We start from the raw sequence: 16,034 nt of genomic DNA, 5'->3' as shown, positions 1-16,034 counted from the left end.
CTAAAGGGATTGTACAGGGTAAAGAGGAGAAGTGTTATAACCCGCATCAAGCCTTCGGCGGTTCCGTACGCGCAAAACTTTCGCGCTGGAAGAGCGTTTCAGCGAGTTTGACCAGCAGCGGACGTTCTACGCACCAGCCAGGCGAAACATGGCGGAAATTGAGATAACCCACCGCGCAGGCAATGGCAATCGTGGCCAAATTCAGCGTATCAGTTTTAATACGGCCGTCATGCAGCAGCTGTTCGCACCAGTCAAGACTGCGGCTGATTTTTTCCCGCTGACGCAACAGCTCAGTTTCGGATTGCTGCGCCGCAGGGCGGGCTTGCTCGCGCACGGACGCCAGCGCCGCATCCATAATGCCATCCGCCAGCGCTTCGATTTGCCTCACGGCAAGCGCGGCTTTCGGTTCTCGCGGCACCATCGCAGGCGCAATGCCGAGCAGTTCGATATATTCCGCAATAATCGGTGAGTCAAACCAGTATTCGCCATCATCGGTGACCAGCGCCGGGACTTTACCCAACGGGTTATACTGCGCCACGCCATTCTCTGCGTTGTAAGGCTGTTCATTCACAAACTCGAACGTGATGCCCTTTTCCAACAGGAGAACCGAAATTTTACGCACGAATGGGCTGGTGTAGCTGCCGATGAGTTTCATTGCCTGATCCTTGATGCTCCCAAAAGGGTAAGTATGGATCAGGCAACGAAAAAAGGCAGAATCTTAATGATCGAGGTAGAGGTAATGCATCCAGCTGGTCATGCGCAGCAGCACTTTTCGCATCACCGAGACGTGGGAGAAATGGTCGGAATAGACGGCCACTTGCGCATAGATGCCGTCCGGCAGTGCTTCGACATCCGCATTTGGCTCAAGCTCAATCGTGCCTATAACCCCATCCATACCTGGAGTCACCGTTAAAGATTGCAGCGCACCTTGAGCCTGATAAGAGCCACCCGGTACAACCGGCAAAATGCTGGTGAGCTTACCGCTGAAAACCTGGCCCGGCAGCGCGTTGAATACCACTTCGGCTTCGTCACCCGGTTTCAAGCGCAGTAACGAGTTCTGGCGGAACTGCGCCACGATGAGACGTTTCTGCTCTGGAATAAACACCATCACCGGACGTAACGGCAGCGCGGCAGCATACGTCCCCGGACGGATCAGCACCTGAGTGACATAGCCGTTGCTGGGCGCGCGCACCACGGTTTGTTCGAGGTTGTAGTTGGCTTCCGTCAGCTGAGCGCGTAGCGAGACAATTTGCGATTGTTCGCCGTTAACCATGCTGTCTAACTGACTTTTGATTTGCGCTTGATCCGCAATGGACGCTTTGACCATCGCATCCTGCGCCAGATAGTTTTGCCGCGCGTTATCAATGTCGCTTTCTGAGAAGGGATTGACCTTCGCCTGGCTGCCCTTCAGATAGCGCTGGAAATCTTTATAAAGCCTGTCGCGTTCGGCTGACACGCGTGTCGTATTGGCTTCGGCTTCAGAAAGCTGCGCTTTAAGGACATCAATATTGTGTGTCGCCGTCACCAAATCCGCTTTAAGTCTGTCGACTCTGGCCTGATAGCGCACCGGATCTAGTTTAAATAACACATCGCCTTTTTTAATGAGCTGATTATTTTTATCCGTCACTTCACTTACTATCCCAGTGACCTGCGGGGTAATCGGAATAGAAATTACCGCTTTCTGTGCCGTGAACGTATACGGATGGTTGTAGTTCATTAATAAAATCAAACCCGCGACAATAAATACCCCGCCTAATGCGGCAGTAGACAGCGTCCATTGATTAACCGGTATGCGAAAGATTTTAAATATTGCCCACGCAAACGCCACGTAAGTCAAAATAATGAGCAGGTCCATACTTAGCCCTCCGCCATATTTTTATCTGCAGGCGTTTTATCAGCGGGAGTTGGCGCGGCAGCAAGCTGCTGTTCCAGTGCGGCAATGCGTTTTGACAGGGCATCAATATCCGGTTGCTGCGGGCCTGGCACCGTGTGGTTTTGCATACCCCATCCGCGCTCAGGCTGGTACAATGTGGCCCAAATCCACAGGAACGGCCAGATAATGTGGAGTGTAAACAGACTGACCCAGCCCGCCGTATGGATTGCATCAGCGTGGGGATGATTACGCTTTTTTGCCATTAAATAAGGGATGTCGTGGATGGCAATGACTCCATAGAAAATAACAAGGAAAACGAAAATCAAAGCACCCAGCGCAAAATAGTTTAAAAACATATTTGCCTCACTCAAAACAACGTCAACTCATTAAAATAATTAAATGGTAAGCAACCAAATTAATTTGTTTTAAGCACATTCTTATGCGCTTATATTTCAGAGCGGAGGAGTATGATTTTTTATTATATCTCCATGCAAGTTTACAAACGTGACAAAATATATCATGAAGAATAAATATACTTAAGTTTACATAATGAGCTTAATCCAGGTTCTTACTTTTCGCCATAAACTAAAATATGAAATGAGTTTAGCTTTTCGTGTGACCTCGTGCTGGCTTTGGATGGCGATACAGAGTTTGCCGCCGATCACATCCAGAGAAATCCGCATAAAAATATTTTGTGAAATCAATCACAATAACGAGACAAACACTCAGTTGTAAAATGTGATCAACTTCACATTAACATGCCTGATACGCTACTTTTCTCTCCATTGTATTTTTTTCATACTCTCATTTTGTGACGACGATCACTTCAATCTTATCCGCACCCCCTATATTTGCGTGACGAAGATCACATAAATTTTCGTTGTCTGGACAGTTGAACGATTCGGTGCCAGATTTCACAGCAACAGAACAGGGCTCAGCAACCTCTGCCGCCGCACATTAACGATAAACCTCGGGCTGAAAGCCTAAGCGTAAACATAAGAAGGGGTGTTTTATGTCATCCGATTTCAAGATCAAAGTACAAAGCTTTGGTCGTTTCCTCAGCAACATGGTGATGCCAAATATCGGCGCGTTTATCGCGTGGGGTATCATCACCGCTTTGTTCATTCCAACAGGATGGTTGCCGAGCGAAACCCTGGCGAAGCTTGTTGGCCCAATGATTACCTATCTGCTGCCCCTGCTCATCGGTTTTACCGGTGGTCGTTTGGTCGGCGGTGATCGTGGTGGCGTAGTCGGTGCAATTACGACCATGGGCGTGATCGTCGGCGCGGATATGCCGATGTTCCTTGGTGCAATGATCGCTGGTCCGCTGGGCGGCTGGGCGATTAAGAAATTCGACGTTTGGGTTGATGGCAAAATCAAATCCGGCTTCGAAATGCTGGTGAACAACTTCTCCGCTGGCATCATCGGTATGATCCTGGCGATTCTGGCGTTCCTCGGCATTGGCCCAGCGGTTGAAGTGCTGTCAAAAGTGCTGGCTGCTGGCGTTAACTTCATGGTCGTTCACGACATGCTGCCGCTGGCGTCTATCTTTGTTGAACCGGCGAAAATCCTGTTCCTCAACAACGCAATTAACCACGGTATCTTCTCGCCGCTGGGTATTCAGCAGTCTCATGAACTCGGCAAGTCCATTTTCTTCCTGATTGAAGCAAACCCAGGTCCGGGTATGGGTGTTCTGCTGGCGTATATGTTCTTTGGTCGCGGCAGCGCGAAACAGTCTGCAGGCGGCGCGGCAATCATCCACTTCCTGGGTGGTATCCACGAAATTTACTTCCCATACGTGCTGATGAACCCACGTCTGATCCTGGCCGTTATCCTCGGCGGTATGACGGGTGTGTTCACTCTGAGCGTGTTGGGCGGCGGTCTGGTTTCTCCCGCGTCTCCAGGTTCTATCCTGGCGGTACTGGCGATGACGCCAAAAGGCGCTTACTTCGCAAACATCGCAGCGATTTGTGCTGCAATGGCGGTCTCCTTCGTAGTGTCTGCCATCTTGCTGAAAACCAGCAAAGTGAAAGAAGAAGACGATATCGAAGCAGCGACCCGTCGCATGCATGATATGAAGTCCGAATCCAAAGGCGTTGCAACGCCGCTGTCTGCTGGCGACGTGTCTAACGACCTGAGCCATGTGCGTAAAATCATCGTGGCTTGCGATGCGGGTATGGGTTCCAGCGCCATGGGTGCCGGTGTGCTGCGCAAAAAAGTCCAGGATGCGGGTCTGACCCACATCTCCGTGACCAACAGCGCCATTAACAGCCTGCCGGGGGACGTTGACCTGGTCATCACGCACCGCGATCTGACTGAACGCGCTATGCGTCAGGTTCCGCAGGCACAGCATATTTCGCTGACCAACTTCCTGGATAGCGGTCTGTACTCCAGCCTGACCGAACGTCTGGTTGCCGCGCAGCGCCACACCGACAACGAAGTGAAAGTTCGTGATAGCCTGAAAGACAGTTTTGATGCGAACGACAGCCACCTGTTTAAACTGGGTGCGGAGAACATCTTCCTGGGCCGCACGGCGAGCCACAAAGAAGAAGCGATTCGCTTTGCCGGTGAGCAACTGGTAAAAGGCGGCTACGTTGAGCCAGAATACGTTGATGCCATGCTGGAACGTGAAAAGCTGACCCCAACCTATCTGGGCGAATCCATTGCGGTTCCGCACGGTACGGTTGAAGCGAAAGACCGCGTATTGAAAACCGGCGTGGTGTTCTGTCAGTATCCTGATGGCGTGCGCTTTGGCGAAGAAGAAGACGATATCGCCCGTCTGGTGATTGGGATCGCCGCTCGCAACAACGAGCACATCCAGGTGATTACCAGCCTGACAAACGCGCTGGATGATGAAACCGTTATCGAGCGTCTGTCACAGACCACCAGCGTTGAAGAAGTGCTGGCTCTGCTGAACAAATAAGGCCTATCCCCCTCTCCCTTTGGGGAGAGGGTTAGGGTGAGGGAAAAGCCTCATCCCAGCCCTCTCGGGTAAAAACATTGATGAAGGTTAATACGATGAAAGCATTACATTTTGGCGCAGGTAATATCGGTCGTGGCTTTATCGGCAAACTGCTGGCAGACGCAGGCATTACGCTGACATTCGCCGATGTGAATCAGGTGGTGCTCGATGCCCTGAATGCCCGTCATAGCTACGATGTTCACGTTGTCGGCGAAAACGAACAGGTTGAAACCGTCTCAGGCGTAAACGCTGTTAGCAGCATTGGCGACGATGTGGTTGACCTGATCGCCAGCGTTGATCTGGTGACCACCGCCGTCGGGCCGGTAGTGCTTGAGCGCATCGCCCCTGCCGTCGCAAAAGGCCTCGCAAAACGCAAAGCGCAAGGTAACAACACTCCGCTGAACATCATCGCCTGTGAAAACATGGTACGCGGTACCACCCAACTGAAAGGCCACGTTCTGGCCGCCGTGGCTGATGAAGATAAAGCCTGGGTTGAAGAGCACGTCGGTTTTGTGGATTCTGCCGTTGACCGCATCGTTCCCCCATCCGAATCTGCGACCAACGATCCGCTGGAAGTGACCGTTGAAACCTTCAGCGAGTGGATCGTCGATAAAACCCAGTTCAAAGGCGCGCTGCCGGCTATTCCTGGCATGGAATTGACGGATAACCTGATGGCCTTTGTCGAACGCAAACTCTTCACGCTGAACACCGGGCATGCTATAACCGCGTACCTCGGAAAATTGGCCGGTCATCAAACCATTCGTGATGCGATTCTCGATGAGAAAATCCGTGCTGTGGTAAAAGGTGCAATGGACGAGAGCGGCGCGGTTCTGATCAAACGCTACGGTTTTGATGCTGAGAAACACGCGGCATACATTCAGAAAATCCTCGGTCGTTTTGAAAACCCGTATCTGAAAGATGATGTTGAGCGCGTTGGCCGCCAGCCGCTGCGTAAACTCAGCGCGGGCGACCGTCTGATCAAACCTCTGCTGGGCACGCTGGAATACGGCTTGCCACACGCCAATTTAGTGAAAGGTATCGCCGCCGCGATGCATTATCGCAGTGAGCAAGATCCGCAGGCAATTGAGCTGGCAGAACTGATTGATACCAAAGGCCCGCAAGAAGCGCTGGCGCAGCTTTCTGGCCTTGAAGCGAAGAGTGACGTAGTGCTGGAGGCGGTTAACGCATACAACGCGACGAAATAATGATGCAGGTTCTGGCGCAGGTCGCCCTGCGCCCGATGGATAGATTGTCAGATATGCAGGCAATAATGGAACAAACCCAGGCCTTTGAAAATCGTGTGCTTGAGCGTCTGAATGCTGGCAAAACCGTACGAAGTTTCCTGATTGCTGCCGTCGAGTTACTCACCGAGGCAGTCAATATTCTGGTTCTTCAGGTGTTTCGCAAAGACGACTACGCGGTAAAATATGCTGTAGAACCGTTACTGGACGGAGACGGACCGCTGGGCGATTTGTCAGTACGCCTGAAGCTGATTTATGGTCTTGGCGTGCTCAGCAGGCATGAATATGAAGATGCTGAATTGCTCATGGCGTTGCGCGAAGAGTTAAATCACGACGGCAATGAATATGCTTTTACCGATGACGAAATTCTTGGGCCCTTCGGCGAGTTACATTGCGTCACAGCGCTGCCGCCTGCTCCGCATTTCGATAATAGCGATCCTGAATTGTATGCGATGCAAAAGCTTCGTTATCAACAGGTTATGCGGTCAACGATGGTACTTTCCCTGACTGAGCTGATTTCCCGAATCAGCTTAAAGAAAGCGTTTCAGAAGTAAGACCGCCCACATTGGTGTATCCTTCCTGTAATTCCCCCGTTTTTAGAGCAATATGTGATGAAAGAAGTCGAAAAGAACGAAATTAAACGCCTGAGTGACCGTCTGGATCTGATCCGCCACCAGCAGGCTGATATGTCTCTTGTTGAATCTGCCGAAAAATATGCAGAGCTTGAAAAAGAGAAAGAGAAAATCGAAGGCGAAATCGAGCGCCTGCGTGCCGTTAAAGGCCATAAGCTGAGCAAAGAAGCGCAAAAGCTGATGGGCATGCCGCATCGCCGTGCGATCACCAAAAAAGAACAAGCCGACATGGGCAAGCTGAAGAAAAGCGCGCGCGGCCTGGTCGTTGTACACCCGATGACTGAGCTGGGTCGTGAAATGGGCCTGCAAGAGATGACTGGGTTCTGTAAGACTGCGTTCTGATTTTCCCTCTTCGGATGTGAGAGGGGCATTGTGAGCCTGTTGCCCTTCTCACACTTAAATAGGTGTTGGCTTTTTATTTCTCCCTCCCCGTGAGGGATGCTGAGAGAAAACACCCCTGTGGCCGCTATGCAGAAACGACAAGGCCTGAGTCCGGAAGAGTGCCGAATCAGGCCTGGTTGCTTTCTTATATAAAACGCACCACTTTACGTGAGCAGCGGCTTTTATCTTCAGATCCCCGCCATCGTTTATGATTTACAGGAATCCGAAGAATGAAGAGAAGACGTTTTTACAAACGTTCGATTTCCACGGTCAACGTTCCTTTCATAGAACCCGCAGTTGCACTCTGACCTGACAGTTTAACCGATTGCAAACCTAAATTAGCGGTACCATCTTTTTTAACTTCCAGGTTGCCGTTATTAATTAAAACGGGTTTGGTTGTGTCGTAATCATATATCCCGATACCTACACCGGTGGCAGTGCCGGAATTTTGTAAAACGGTGCCAGTGGCATTGTCGCCCTGCCCTGTTAATCTTAACGCCAGACGGCCATTCTGAATAACATCATAGCAATCCGACAGGTTCTTCACGCCATAAATATGCAGTGGAACAATTGTCATATGCGTACCGTTTTCATCTTGATTAAGAAGATCGGTATCATCCATAGATTCAAGTAAAATGGTGTTACCACCAATAACGCCCACAGAGCATCCGGCGACCTCGCTGTCAGTGACAGAACCTGAGATGTTCAACGTTGCTGATTGATCGGTAGGATTTACCCCGGCATTCACGGTACCGGTAATAAATAAGGACAGTAAACCAGATAGAATAACCTTTCGATTTAACATGCAAATTTCTCCTCAATAAAATTAATTGTATTTCTTAGTAAAAAATCACATGGTAGATATGTTATGGGTTTTATTTTTATGAACACATTATTAATGATTCCAATTTTAGATAAGGATAAGACTTCGGCATCAAAGGGAATTAACATGTTATTAGACGTATCTATTTGTAAGATTTATCAACTGAAAATCAGGCATATGTATCCGTTTTATTAGCAGTAATAGGTTTTGAATATTATCTGGTGATGTTCAAAACCTATTACGGATGAAAAAATAGTTTTCCGAGTGAATGGCTATTCATAATTTTACACCTTGAATTCTACGCTACGATTCTTGAATGCTCTTTCTTGCCAATACGTTGACTTTTTTCCCGCAGCCTTAGGAGTGAAAGCCTCTAAACACCCATCGAAAAATTGGCCCAACCAATATGACTGGCGCGCCTTCCTGGTTCACATTTCCATTATTCTTACTCACAAAATCATTGCCCATCCATAACATTTGATTAACCATTCATTGTCATTCACCCTACATCACACTATTGGCAGGACCACTTTTACACTTATTGTGACGCGATAATGAGCTTAGACTCACCCGTGTGACGTGAAGCGTGGTCCTCAGGAGACCTGCATGAGCCTCTGGCAACAAAATTACGACCCGGCCGGTAATATCTGGTTGTCTAGCCTGATCGCATCGCTACCGATCCTGTTCTTTTTCTTCGCGCTGATTAAACTCAAGCTGAAAGGCTATCTGGCCGCGACGTATACCGTTGCTATCGCGCTCGCGGTAGCGCTGTTGTTCTACAAAATGCCGGTCGACCATGCGCTGGCATCCGTCGTTTACGGCTTTTTCTACGGCCTGTGGCCCATTGCGTGGATCATCATTGCCGCGGTATTTGTCTATAAAATCTCGGTTAAAACCGGTCAGTTTGACATTATCCGCTCGTCGATTTTGTCCATCACACCGGACCAACGCCTGCAAATGCTGATCGTCGGCTTCTGCTTCGGGGCGTTCCTCGAAGGGGCCGCGGGATTTGGCGCACCGGTGGCGATTACCGCTGCACTGCTGGTAGGGTTGGGCTTTAACCCGCTGTACGCTGCGGGCCTGTGCCTGATCGTTAACACCGCACCGGTGGCGTTTGGCGCGATGGGCATCCCGATTCTGGTTGCCGGACAGGTCACCGGCCTGGACAGCTTTGAAATCGGCCAGATGGTGGGCCGCCAGCTACCGTTCCTGACCATAATCGTGCTGTTCTGGATCATGGCGATTATGGACGGCTGGCGCGGCGTGAAAGAGACCTGGCCTGCGGTGATGGTCGCAGGTGGCTCGTTCGCCATCGCGCAGTATCTCAGTTCGAACTTCATAGGCCCGGAACTGCCGGACATTATCTCGTCGCTGGTGTCATTAGTGTGTCTGACTCTGTTCCTGCGACGCTGGCAGCCGGTGCGCATCTTCCGCTTTGGCGATATGGGCGCGTCGCAAGTCGATCAAACGCTGGCACGGACAAACTACACGGTTGGACAAATTATCCGCGCCTGGTCGCCGTTCCTGTTCCTGACGGCCACCGTCACCCTGTGGAGCGTTCCGCCGTTTAAGGCGCTGTTCGCCCCAGGCGGCGCGCTGTATGACATGGTGATCAACATTTCCGTACCGTTCCTCGACAAAATGGTGGCGCGCATGCCGCCAGTGGTTCACGACGCCACGCCGTATGCTGCGGTGTATAAATTTGACTGGTTCTCCGCCACCGGCACGGCGATTTTGTTCGCGGCGATCCTTTCTATCGTGTGGCTGCGTATGAAGCCAGCCGCGGCGATACAGACTTTCGCCAACACGCTGAAGGAACTGGCGCTGCCGATTTACTCCATCGGGATGGTGCTGGCGTTTGCGTTTATCTCGAACTATTCCGGCCTGTCATCGACGCTGGCTTTAGCGCTCGCCCACACCGGCCACGCGTTTACCTTTTTCTCGCCGTTCCTCGGCTGGCTGGGAGTATTCCTGACCGGTTCGGATACGTCCTCAAACGCACTGTTTGCCGCATTGCAGGCGACCGCTGCCCAGCAGATTGGCGTGTCGGACGTGCTCTTAGTCGCCGCCAACACCACGGGTGGCGTGACGGGAAAAATGATTTCGCCGCAGTCTATCGCCATTGCCTGTGCCGCAGTGGGACTGGTCGGTAAAGAGTCGGATCTGTTCCGCTTTACCGTTAAACACAGCCTGATTTTCACCTGCATGGTCGGCGTCATCACCACGCTGCAGGCTTACGTCTTAACCTGGATGATTCCATGATAGTGATGCCAAAACGCTTGTCCGACGAGATCGCCTCTCGCGTGCGGGCGCTGATTGCAGAACAACAGCTGGAAGCGGGCATGAAATTGCCCGCCGAACGCCAGTTGGCCGCCCAGCTAGGCGTGTCGCGTAATTCACTGCGCGAAGCGCTGGCGATGCTGATCAGCGAAGGGGTGCTGCTGAGCCGTCGTGGCGGCGGGACGTTTGTGCGCTGGCAGCACGACGACTGGTCCGAACAAAACATCGTCCAGCCGCTGAAGACGCTGATGGAGAACGATCCCGATTACAGTTTCGACATCCTGGAAGCGCGCCACGCGATTGAAACCAGCACCGCCTGGCACGCCGCGATGCGCGCTACGGACAGCGATAAAGAGAAGCTCAAAGCCTGCTTTGAAGCCACGCAAAGCAGCGACCCGGATATCGCCTCGCAGGCAGACGTCCGCTTTCATCTGGCGATTGCTGAGGCCTCACACAACGTCGTGCTGCTGCAAACCATGCGCGGATTTTTCGATCTGCTGCAATCGTCCGTTAAGCAGAGTCGCCAGCGCATGTATCTGGTGCCGCCGGTTTTCGCACAGTTGACTGAACAACACGAAGCGGTGCTGAACGCCATTCTGGCCGGTGACGCCGAAGCCGCACGCAAGGCGATGATGGCGCATCTGGGCTTCGTACATACCACCATTAAACGATTCGATGAAGATCAGGCCCGACAGGCACGCATTACCCGCCTGCCCGGCGATCATGATATGTCCAGGGAGAACAACACATGATTATTTCCGCAGCCAGTGACTATCGCGCAGCGGCGCAGCGCATCCTGCCCCCGTTCCTGTTCCATTACATTGACGGCGGTGCCTATTCGGAATACACCCTGCGTCGCAACGTGCAAGATTTGTCAGAGGTGGCTCTGCGCCAGCGCGTGCTGAAAAATATGTCAGATCTGAGCCTTGAGACAACACTCTTCAACGAGACGCTGTCGATGCCCGTAGCCCTTGCGCCCGTTGGATTGTGCGGTATGTATGCGCGCCGTGGTGAGGTCCAGGCTGCGGCTGCGGCTGATGCGAAAGGGATCCCATTTACCCTTTCAACCGTGTCCGTTTGCCCGATTGAAGAAGTTGCACCCACCATCAAGCGCCCAATGTGGTTCCAGCTGTACGTGCTGCGTGACCGCGGCTTCATGCGTAACGCGCTGGAACGCGCCAAAGCGGCGGGCTGTTCCACGCTGGTGTTTACCGTCGATATGCCGACGCCGGGCGCACGTTATCGTGATGCGCACTCCGGAATGAGCGGCGCAAATGCGGCGATGCGCCGTTACTGGCAGGCGGTGACGCATCCGCAATGGGCGTGGGATGTCGGCGTTAACGGCCGTCCGCACGATCTGGGGAATATCTCGGCCTATCTCGGGAAACCGACCGGTCTTGAGGATTACATCGGCTGGCTGGCGAATAACTTCGATCCGTCGATTTCATGGAAAGACCTGGAGTGGATCCGCGAGTTCTGGGATGGTCCTATGGTGATCAAAGGGATCCTCGATCCGGAAGATGCCCGTGACGCGGTGCGCTTTGGCGCGGATGGGATTGTGGTGTCGAACCACGGTGGACGACAGCTGGACGGCGTGCTTTCTTCTGCACGTGCCCTGCCTGCGATTGCCGATGCGGTGAAAGGGGATATTGCGATCCTGGCCGACAGCGGCATTCGTAACGGACTGGACGTGGTGCGCATGATTGCGTTGGGCGCAGACAGCGTGCTGCTGGGGCGGGCGTATCTGTACGCGCTGGCGACGCACGGCCAGGCAGGTGTGGCCAATCTGCTGAATCTGATCGAGAAAGAGATGAAAGTGGCGATGACCCTGACCGGCGCGAAGACCATCAGTGAAATCAGCAAAGACTCGCTGGTACAGGAGTTGAGCCGAGTTCCTGCGGCGCTGGCACCGCTCGCGCAGGGGAGTGCGGCGTAAGGTATTGTGGTCGTCTGTTGCCCTCACCCCCTCTCCCACAGGGAGAGAAAAGAGGCAGATTCTGCTATCCTGCCCCCGCATTTTCAGAGCCTAATCCAGTTGGCGTTGATTGTTGCAGACAGTTTGGACGCGGACAGCGCGGAACACCCGGAGCGAACACACGGTACGCGAGAAAGGTGAGCACTGCCAACGTCCAAAATGGCAAATAAAATAGCCTAACGGGATAGGCTCAGGGGACAGCATGCTTAACATCGTACTATTCGAACCAGAAATTCCGCCTAATACCGGCAATATCATTCGCCTGTGTGCCAATACCGGTTTTCGTCTGCATATTATTGAGCCGATGGGCTTTACGTGGGACGACAAACGCCTGCGCCGCGCGGGACTGGATTATCATGAATTTACGGCCGTCGTTCGCCATCACGATTACGCGGCCTTTGTGGAAGCGGAAAATCCGCAGCGCATGTTTGCGCTGACGACCAAAGGCACACCGGCGCACAGCGCAGTGAGTTATCAGGAAGGCGATTATCTGATGTTTGGTCCGGAGACGCGTGGCCTGCCAGCCACTATTCTGGATGTCCTGCCCGCTGAGCAAAAAATCCGTATTCCAATGATGCCGGATAGCCGCAGCATGAACTTGTCTAACGCGGTGTCGGTCGTGGTGTATGAAGCCTGGCGCCAGTTGGGATATGCCGGCGCCGTGCTCAGAAGCTAGATACCGTCACCATACTCAAAGGTATGGTGAATGCCGTTGAAATGCTGATCCATATCCATCGCCGGTTTATCGCTCTCGGGTTTGCCCACGATGCGCGCTGGAACACCCGCGGCGGTGGTGTGCGGCGGAACAGGTTGAAGCACAACCGAGCCTGCGCCAATTTTCGCACCGCGTCCGACTTCAATGTTGCCGAGAATTTTCGCGCCCGCGCCAATCATCACGCCTTCGCGAATTTTGGGATGGCGATCGCCACTGGTTTTGCCGGTACCACCAAGGGTCACGGATTGCAGAATTGACACGTCATCTTCGATAACCGCCGTCTCACCGACGACAATGCCGGTGGCGTGGTCAAGCATGATGCCGCGACCAATTTTCGCTGCCGGGTGGATATCCACCTGGAACGTCACGGACACCTGATTTTGCAGGAAAATAGCCAGCGCACGGCGGCCTTCGTTCCACAGCCAGTGGCCGATGCGATAGGCCTGTAAAGCATGAAAACCTTTGAGATACAGCAGCGGCGTGGAGTATTTATCCACTGCCGGGTCACGCGTTCGCACGGCCTGAATATCGCAGGCAGCGGAGGCGATCATTTCGGGATCGGCGGCATACGCCTCTTCAACGACTTCGCGGATGGCAATGGCGGGCATGATTGAAGAAGCGAGTTTGTTCGCGAGCATATAGCTCAGGGCGCTGCCGAGATTTTCATGCTTGAGTAACGTCGCGTGGTAAAAACTGGCCAGCATGGGCTCGCAGTCGGCTAAAGCCCGGGCTTCGGCTTTAATATTGTTCCAGACGATATCCAGTTCTTCACACGGCATTGCATACTCCAGGCGTAATTAGACGACCGGCCAGTCTATGCTGGCCGTGTCGTTGGGCGACAACGGTTCCCTATTAGCTACTGCTGCGCTCTTCCTTGCGTGAGCGACCTAATAAGGTCAATGCTGCCTCGCGCGCATTTTTTCCGCAATACAATACCTGATAAATTTCCTCGGTTATTGGCATTTCGACACCAAAACGGTGCGCCAATTCCCGAACTTCTTTGGTATTGCGATAGCCTTCGACCACCTGACCAATCTTTTCCTGCGCGCCCATCACATCCATGCCCTGTCCGAGCATCATGCCAAAGCGGCGATTACGAGACTGGTTGTCGGTACAGGTCAGCACCAGATCGCCCAAGCCAGCCATCCCCATAAAGGTGGCGGGATCGGCACCCAACGCTTCGCCAAGACGCGACATCTCTGTCAGTCCACGGGTGATCAATGCCGTACGCGCATTCGCGCCAAAGCCGATACCGTCAGACATACCCGCGCCGATCGCGATAACGTTCTTCACCGCACCGCCCAGCTGTACACCGATAAAATCCGGGTTGCTGTAGACGCGGAAGCTTTTGCCACAGTGCAGCAAATGCTGAAGATCGTCGGAGAAGGTTTGATCGGTTGAAGCCAGAGAAATTGCCGTCGGCAGGCCAGCGGCCAGCTCTTTGGCAAACGTCGGTCCGGAGATCACCGCCAGCGGAATATCATCACCCAGCACTTCACGGGCCACATCCTGCAACAGACGTCCCGTTTCCGCTTCCAGCCCTTTCGTTGCCCACACAATGCGCGCATCAGCACGCATCAGCGGCTTGATCTGGTGCAGCACCTGACCAAACACATGGCTTGGCACGACAACTAAGATATTGCGGCTGGCAGCAAGCGCCGTGGCGAGATCGCTTTCTAAGTGCAGCGAATCAGGGAAAGGAACATCAGGAAGGAACGCAATATTACAGCGATCGTGCTGTAACGTCGCGATATGTTTGGGATCGTGGCCCCAAAGCACCACTTCGTGACCATTTCTTGCCAGGGTAATAGCAAGAGCGGTGCCGTACGAGCCGGCACCGATCACAGTCATTGACGCATTAACTGTACTCATCAGGCATCCTGATGTTCTTCAGTACCTTCGCCAGCTTGCTGCTGCAGATAGTTCATGAACAGCGCATCAAAGTTAACTGGCGCAAGGTTCAATTGCGGGAATGTACCGCGTGATACCAGGCTGGTGATGCATTCGCGAGCATACGGGAACAGAATGTTCGGGCAGTATGCACCCAGGCAATGCGCCAGCTGATTACCTTCAATACCGCCAACGGAGAAGATACCACCCTGCTGTACTTCACACAGGAATGCCGTTTCTTCACCCAGCGCAGCGGTGACGGTCACGCGCAGTACAACTTCATACACGTCGTCTGCCAGTTGGGTAGACGCAGTATCAAGATCAAGTTTAACCTCTGGCTGCCAATCTTTCTGGAAAACATGCGGCGCATTTGGCGCTTCGAAAGAGACATCCTTGGTGTAGATGCGCTGAATCTGGAAACTCATTTCGTTGTTGTTTTGTTCTGACATGGAAATACCCTTTTTAATTGTCCTAAAACGCTATTACAGCAGGGGATCAAGCCCACCACGTGCATCAAGCGCATACAAGTCATCACAGCCGCCAATGTGCTGCGCATCAATAAAAATCTGCGGAACCGTCGTACGGCCACTACGTTTGATCATCTCTTCACGTTTTGCCGCGTCGCCATCGATAGGCAGTTCCTGAAAGGTGACGCCTTTGCTGCTCAGCAGCGCTTTCGCGCGATGGCAGAACGGGCAGGTCGCTTTGGTGTACATTTCGATATTGGCCATAACGTCGTTCCTCTTATTTACCGCGAACTAAAGGCAGATTCTCGCCGCTCCAGCCGGAGACGCCGTCTTTCAGCACATAGACCTTTTCAAAACCCGCCTTGATCAGCGCGCTGGCCGGATCTTGCGCCTGCATACCGGTACCGTCGACAACGATAATCGGCTGCGCTTTATGCTTGTCCAGTTCACCAACATTATTTGCTTTGATTTCAGCAGGCAGCAGATTGATAGAACCTGCAATATGACCTTTACGGAAATCATCACGCTGACGCAGATCCACAACCACGGCGTCTTCTTTATTGATAAGACGCGTTGCTTCGCCACGAGTGATAACCTTCACTTTAGAGGTAAGGCCTTTGAACGTGGTGAACAGCACAGCTGCCAGTAAACCAATCCACGCGATACTCAGTACCGGATGGCGGCTAACAAATTGCATAATTTCTTGCATGGGGGGTAACAACTCCCGACGTAGTGATTAAAAAAACCAGGACAGGAGTATACCTGTGCGGTGTGGCAAATACAGCCAGCGGGAAT

Annotated in this window: 17 protein-coding genes; 8 read left to right on the top strand and 9 right to left on the bottom strand. The window is 52.7% G+C overall.

Going from position 1 to position 16,034, the window contains the following annotated elements:
• Positions 1 to 46: 46 nt before the first annotated feature.
• The 3 genes from I6L74_RS09415 to I6L74_RS09405 all read right to left on the bottom strand — a co-directional run bounded on the left by I6L74_RS09415 (position 47) and on the right by I6L74_RS09405 (position 2,229).
• Positions 47 to 655 carry a glutathione S-transferase gene (locus tag I6L74_RS09415; protein ID WP_059180452.1) on the bottom strand — a complete coding sequence of 203 codons (609 nt, stop codon included), beginning with the start codon at positions 653 to 655 and terminating at the stop codon, positions 47 to 49.
• A gap of 63 nt (positions 656 to 718) precedes the next feature.
• Positions 719 to 1,855, bottom strand: a complete 1,137-nt coding sequence (locus I6L74_RS09410; protein ID WP_059180453.1) for an HlyD family secretion protein — start codon at positions 1,853 to 1,855, stop codon at positions 719 to 721.
• Positions 1,856 to 1,857: 2 nt separating this feature from the next.
• A complete protein-coding gene (locus I6L74_RS09405) occupies positions 1,858 to 2,229 on the bottom strand; it encodes a DUF3302 domain-containing protein (RefSeq protein ID WP_059180454.1) in 372 nt (123 codons plus the stop codon).
• Positions 2,230 to 2,885: 656 nt separating this feature from the next.
• Between I6L74_RS09405 and I6L74_RS09400 the strand changes: the two genes are divergently transcribed.
• The 4 genes from I6L74_RS09400 to I6L74_RS09385 all read left to right on the top strand — a co-directional run bounded on the left by I6L74_RS09400 (position 2,886) and on the right by I6L74_RS09385 (position 7,050).
• A complete protein-coding gene (locus I6L74_RS09400; protein ID WP_059180455.1) occupies positions 2,886 to 4,796 on the top strand; it encodes a PTS mannitol transporter subunit IICBA in 1,911 nt (636 codons plus the stop codon).
• Between the two features lie 95 nt (positions 4,797 to 4,891).
• Positions 4,892 to 6,040 (top strand): mannitol-1-phosphate 5-dehydrogenase, encoded by a 1,149-nt coding sequence (mtlD, locus tag I6L74_RS09395; protein WP_072241974.1) that lies wholly within the window; start codon positions 4,892 to 4,894, stop codon positions 6,038 to 6,040.
• The gene (gene mtlR / locus I6L74_RS09390) at positions 6,040 to 6,630 is read left to right on the top strand and encodes a mannitol operon repressor MtlR (RefSeq protein ID WP_059180457.1); all 591 of its coding nucleotides are present in this window, start codon (positions 6,040 to 6,042) and stop codon (positions 6,628 to 6,630) included. The genes mtlD and mtlR overlap by 1 nt, the downstream gene beginning before the upstream one ends.
• 57 nt (positions 6,631 to 6,687) lie before the next feature.
• On the top strand, positions 6,688 to 7,050 hold the full coding sequence (locus tag I6L74_RS09385) for a YibL family ribosome-associated protein (protein ID WP_059180458.1): 363 nt from the start codon (positions 6,688 to 6,690) through the stop codon (positions 7,048 to 7,050).
• A gap of 286 nt (positions 7,051 to 7,336) precedes the next feature.
• Here I6L74_RS09385 and I6L74_RS09380 read toward each other — a convergent pair whose 3' ends face one another.
• Positions 7,337 to 7,894, bottom strand: coding sequence for a fimbrial protein (locus I6L74_RS09380; RefSeq protein ID WP_059180459.1), 558 nt, complete (start codon positions 7,892 to 7,894; stop codon positions 7,337 to 7,339).
• A gap of 624 nt (positions 7,895 to 8,518) precedes the next feature.
• On the opposite strand from I6L74_RS09380, the gene lldP reads away from it, so the two are divergent.
• From lldP to trmL, 4 genes are all read left to right on the top strand, one after another.
• On the top strand, positions 8,519 to 10,174 hold the full coding sequence (gene lldP, locus I6L74_RS09375) for an L-lactate permease (protein ID WP_059180460.1): 1,656 nt from the start codon (positions 8,519 to 8,521) through the stop codon (positions 10,172 to 10,174).
• Positions 10,171 to 10,944, top strand: a complete 774-nt coding sequence (gene lldR / locus I6L74_RS09370) for a transcriptional regulator LldR (RefSeq protein WP_059180461.1) — start codon at positions 10,171 to 10,173, stop codon at positions 10,942 to 10,944. Before lldP ends, lldR begins: the two co-directional genes overlap by 4 nt.
• Complete coding sequence (lldD, locus tag I6L74_RS09365) at positions 10,941 to 12,128, top strand: FMN-dependent L-lactate dehydrogenase LldD (protein WP_059180462.1); 1,188 nt, start codon at positions 10,941 to 10,943, stop codon at positions 12,126 to 12,128. The genes lldR and lldD overlap by 4 nt, the downstream gene beginning before the upstream one ends.
• 241 nt (positions 12,129 to 12,369) lie before the next feature.
• Positions 12,370 to 12,843, top strand: coding sequence for a tRNA (uridine(34)/cytosine(34)/5-carboxymethylaminomethyluridine(34)-2'-O)-methyltransferase TrmL (trmL, locus tag I6L74_RS09360; RefSeq protein ID WP_059180463.1), 474 nt, complete (start codon positions 12,370 to 12,372; stop codon positions 12,841 to 12,843).
• Here the strand turns inward: trmL and cysE are convergent.
• The 5 genes from cysE to I6L74_RS09335 all read right to left on the bottom strand — a co-directional run bounded on the left by cysE (position 12,840) and on the right by I6L74_RS09335 (position 15,948).
• Positions 12,840 to 13,661 (bottom strand): serine O-acetyltransferase, encoded by an 822-nt coding sequence (gene cysE / locus I6L74_RS09355; RefSeq protein WP_059180464.1) that lies wholly within the window; start codon positions 13,659 to 13,661, stop codon positions 12,840 to 12,842. The two genes, trmL and cysE, sit on opposite strands and share 4 nt — an antisense overlap.
• Before the next feature lie 73 nt (positions 13,662 to 13,734).
• Positions 13,735 to 14,754 carry an NAD(P)H-dependent glycerol-3-phosphate dehydrogenase gene (gene gpsA, locus I6L74_RS09350; RefSeq protein ID WP_059180465.1) on the bottom strand — a complete coding sequence of 340 codons (1,020 nt, stop codon included), beginning with the start codon at positions 14,752 to 14,754 and terminating at the stop codon, positions 13,735 to 13,737.
• Positions 14,754 to 15,221 (bottom strand): protein-export chaperone SecB, encoded by a 468-nt coding sequence (secB, locus tag I6L74_RS09345; protein ID WP_059180466.1) that lies wholly within the window; start codon positions 15,219 to 15,221, stop codon positions 14,754 to 14,756. Before secB ends, gpsA begins: the two co-directional genes overlap by 1 nt.
• 33 nt (positions 15,222 to 15,254) lie before the next feature.
• Positions 15,255 to 15,503 carry a glutaredoxin 3 gene (gene grxC, locus I6L74_RS09340; protein WP_059180467.1) on the bottom strand — a complete coding sequence of 83 codons (249 nt, stop codon included), beginning with the start codon at positions 15,501 to 15,503 and terminating at the stop codon, positions 15,255 to 15,257.
• 13 nt (positions 15,504 to 15,516) lie between these two features.
• A complete protein-coding gene (locus tag I6L74_RS09335; protein WP_011915390.1) occupies positions 15,517 to 15,948 on the bottom strand; it encodes a rhodanese-like domain-containing protein in 432 nt (143 codons plus the stop codon).
• Positions 15,949 to 16,034 lie beyond the last annotated feature (86 nt).

Origin of the sequence: Lelliottia amnigena, from assembly GCF_019047465.1 — a bacterium.
GTDB lineage: Bacteria > Pseudomonadota > Gammaproteobacteria > Enterobacterales > Enterobacteriaceae > Enterobacter > Enterobacter amnigenus.
This window is presented reverse-complemented; position numbering and strand designations above follow the sequence as displayed.

What these genes read in the sequence shown, in the direction of transcription:
- cysE (WP_059180464.1), bottom strand. Translation starts at nt 13,661, where the DNA reads ATGCCGTGTGAAGAACTGGATATCGTCTGGAACAATATTAAAGCCGAA.
- I6L74_RS09400 (WP_059180455.1), top strand. Translation starts at nt 2,886, where the DNA reads ATGTCATCCGATTTCAAGATCAAAGTACAAAGCTTTGGTCGTTTCCTC.
- grxC (WP_059180467.1), bottom strand. Translation starts at nt 15,503, where the DNA reads ATGGCCAATATCGAAATGTACACCAAAGCGACCTGCCCGTTCTGCCAT.
- lldD (WP_059180462.1), top strand. Translation starts at nt 10,941, where the DNA reads ATGATTATTTCCGCAGCCAGTGACTATCGCGCAGCGGCGCAGCGCATC.
- lldP (WP_059180460.1), top strand. Translation starts at nt 8,519, where the DNA reads ATGAGCCTCTGGCAACAAAATTACGACCCGGCCGGTAATATCTGGTTG.
- I6L74_RS09405 (WP_059180454.1), bottom strand. Translation starts at nt 2,229, where the DNA reads ATGTTTTTAAACTATTTTGCGCTGGGTGCTTTGATTTTCGTTTTCCTT.
- lldR (WP_059180461.1), top strand. Translation starts at nt 10,171, where the DNA reads ATGATAGTGATGCCAAAACGCTTGTCCGACGAGATCGCCTCTCGCGTG.
- I6L74_RS09410 (WP_059180453.1), bottom strand. Translation starts at nt 1,855, where the DNA reads ATGGACCTGCTCATTATTTTGACTTACGTGGCGTTTGCGTGGGCAATA.
- I6L74_RS09385 (WP_059180458.1), top strand. Translation starts at nt 6,688, where the DNA reads ATGAAAGAAGTCGAAAAGAACGAAATTAAACGCCTGAGTGACCGTCTG.
- I6L74_RS09415 (WP_059180452.1), bottom strand. Translation starts at nt 655, where the DNA reads ATGAAACTCATCGGCAGCTACACCAGCCCATTCGTGCGTAAAATTTCG.
- trmL (WP_059180463.1), top strand. Translation starts at nt 12,370, where the DNA reads ATGCTTAACATCGTACTATTCGAACCAGAAATTCCGCCTAATACCGGC.
- I6L74_RS09335 (WP_011915390.1), bottom strand. Translation starts at nt 15,948, where the DNA reads ATGCAAGAAATTATGCAATTTGTTAGCCGCCATCCGGTACTGAGTATC.
- gpsA (WP_059180465.1), bottom strand. Translation starts at nt 14,754, where the DNA reads ATGAGTACAGTTAATGCGTCAATGACTGTGATCGGTGCCGGCTCGTAC.
- I6L74_RS09380 (WP_059180459.1), bottom strand. Translation starts at nt 7,894, where the DNA reads ATGTTAAATCGAAAGGTTATTCTATCTGGTTTACTGTCCTTATTTATT.
- mtlD (WP_072241974.1), top strand. Translation starts at nt 4,892, where the DNA reads ATGAAAGCATTACATTTTGGCGCAGGTAATATCGGTCGTGGCTTTATC.
- secB (WP_059180466.1), bottom strand. Translation starts at nt 15,221, where the DNA reads ATGTCAGAACAAAACAACAACGAAATGAGTTTCCAGATTCAGCGCATC.
- mtlR (WP_059180457.1), top strand. Translation starts at nt 6,040, where the DNA reads ATGATGCAGGTTCTGGCGCAGGTCGCCCTGCGCCCGATGGATAGATTG.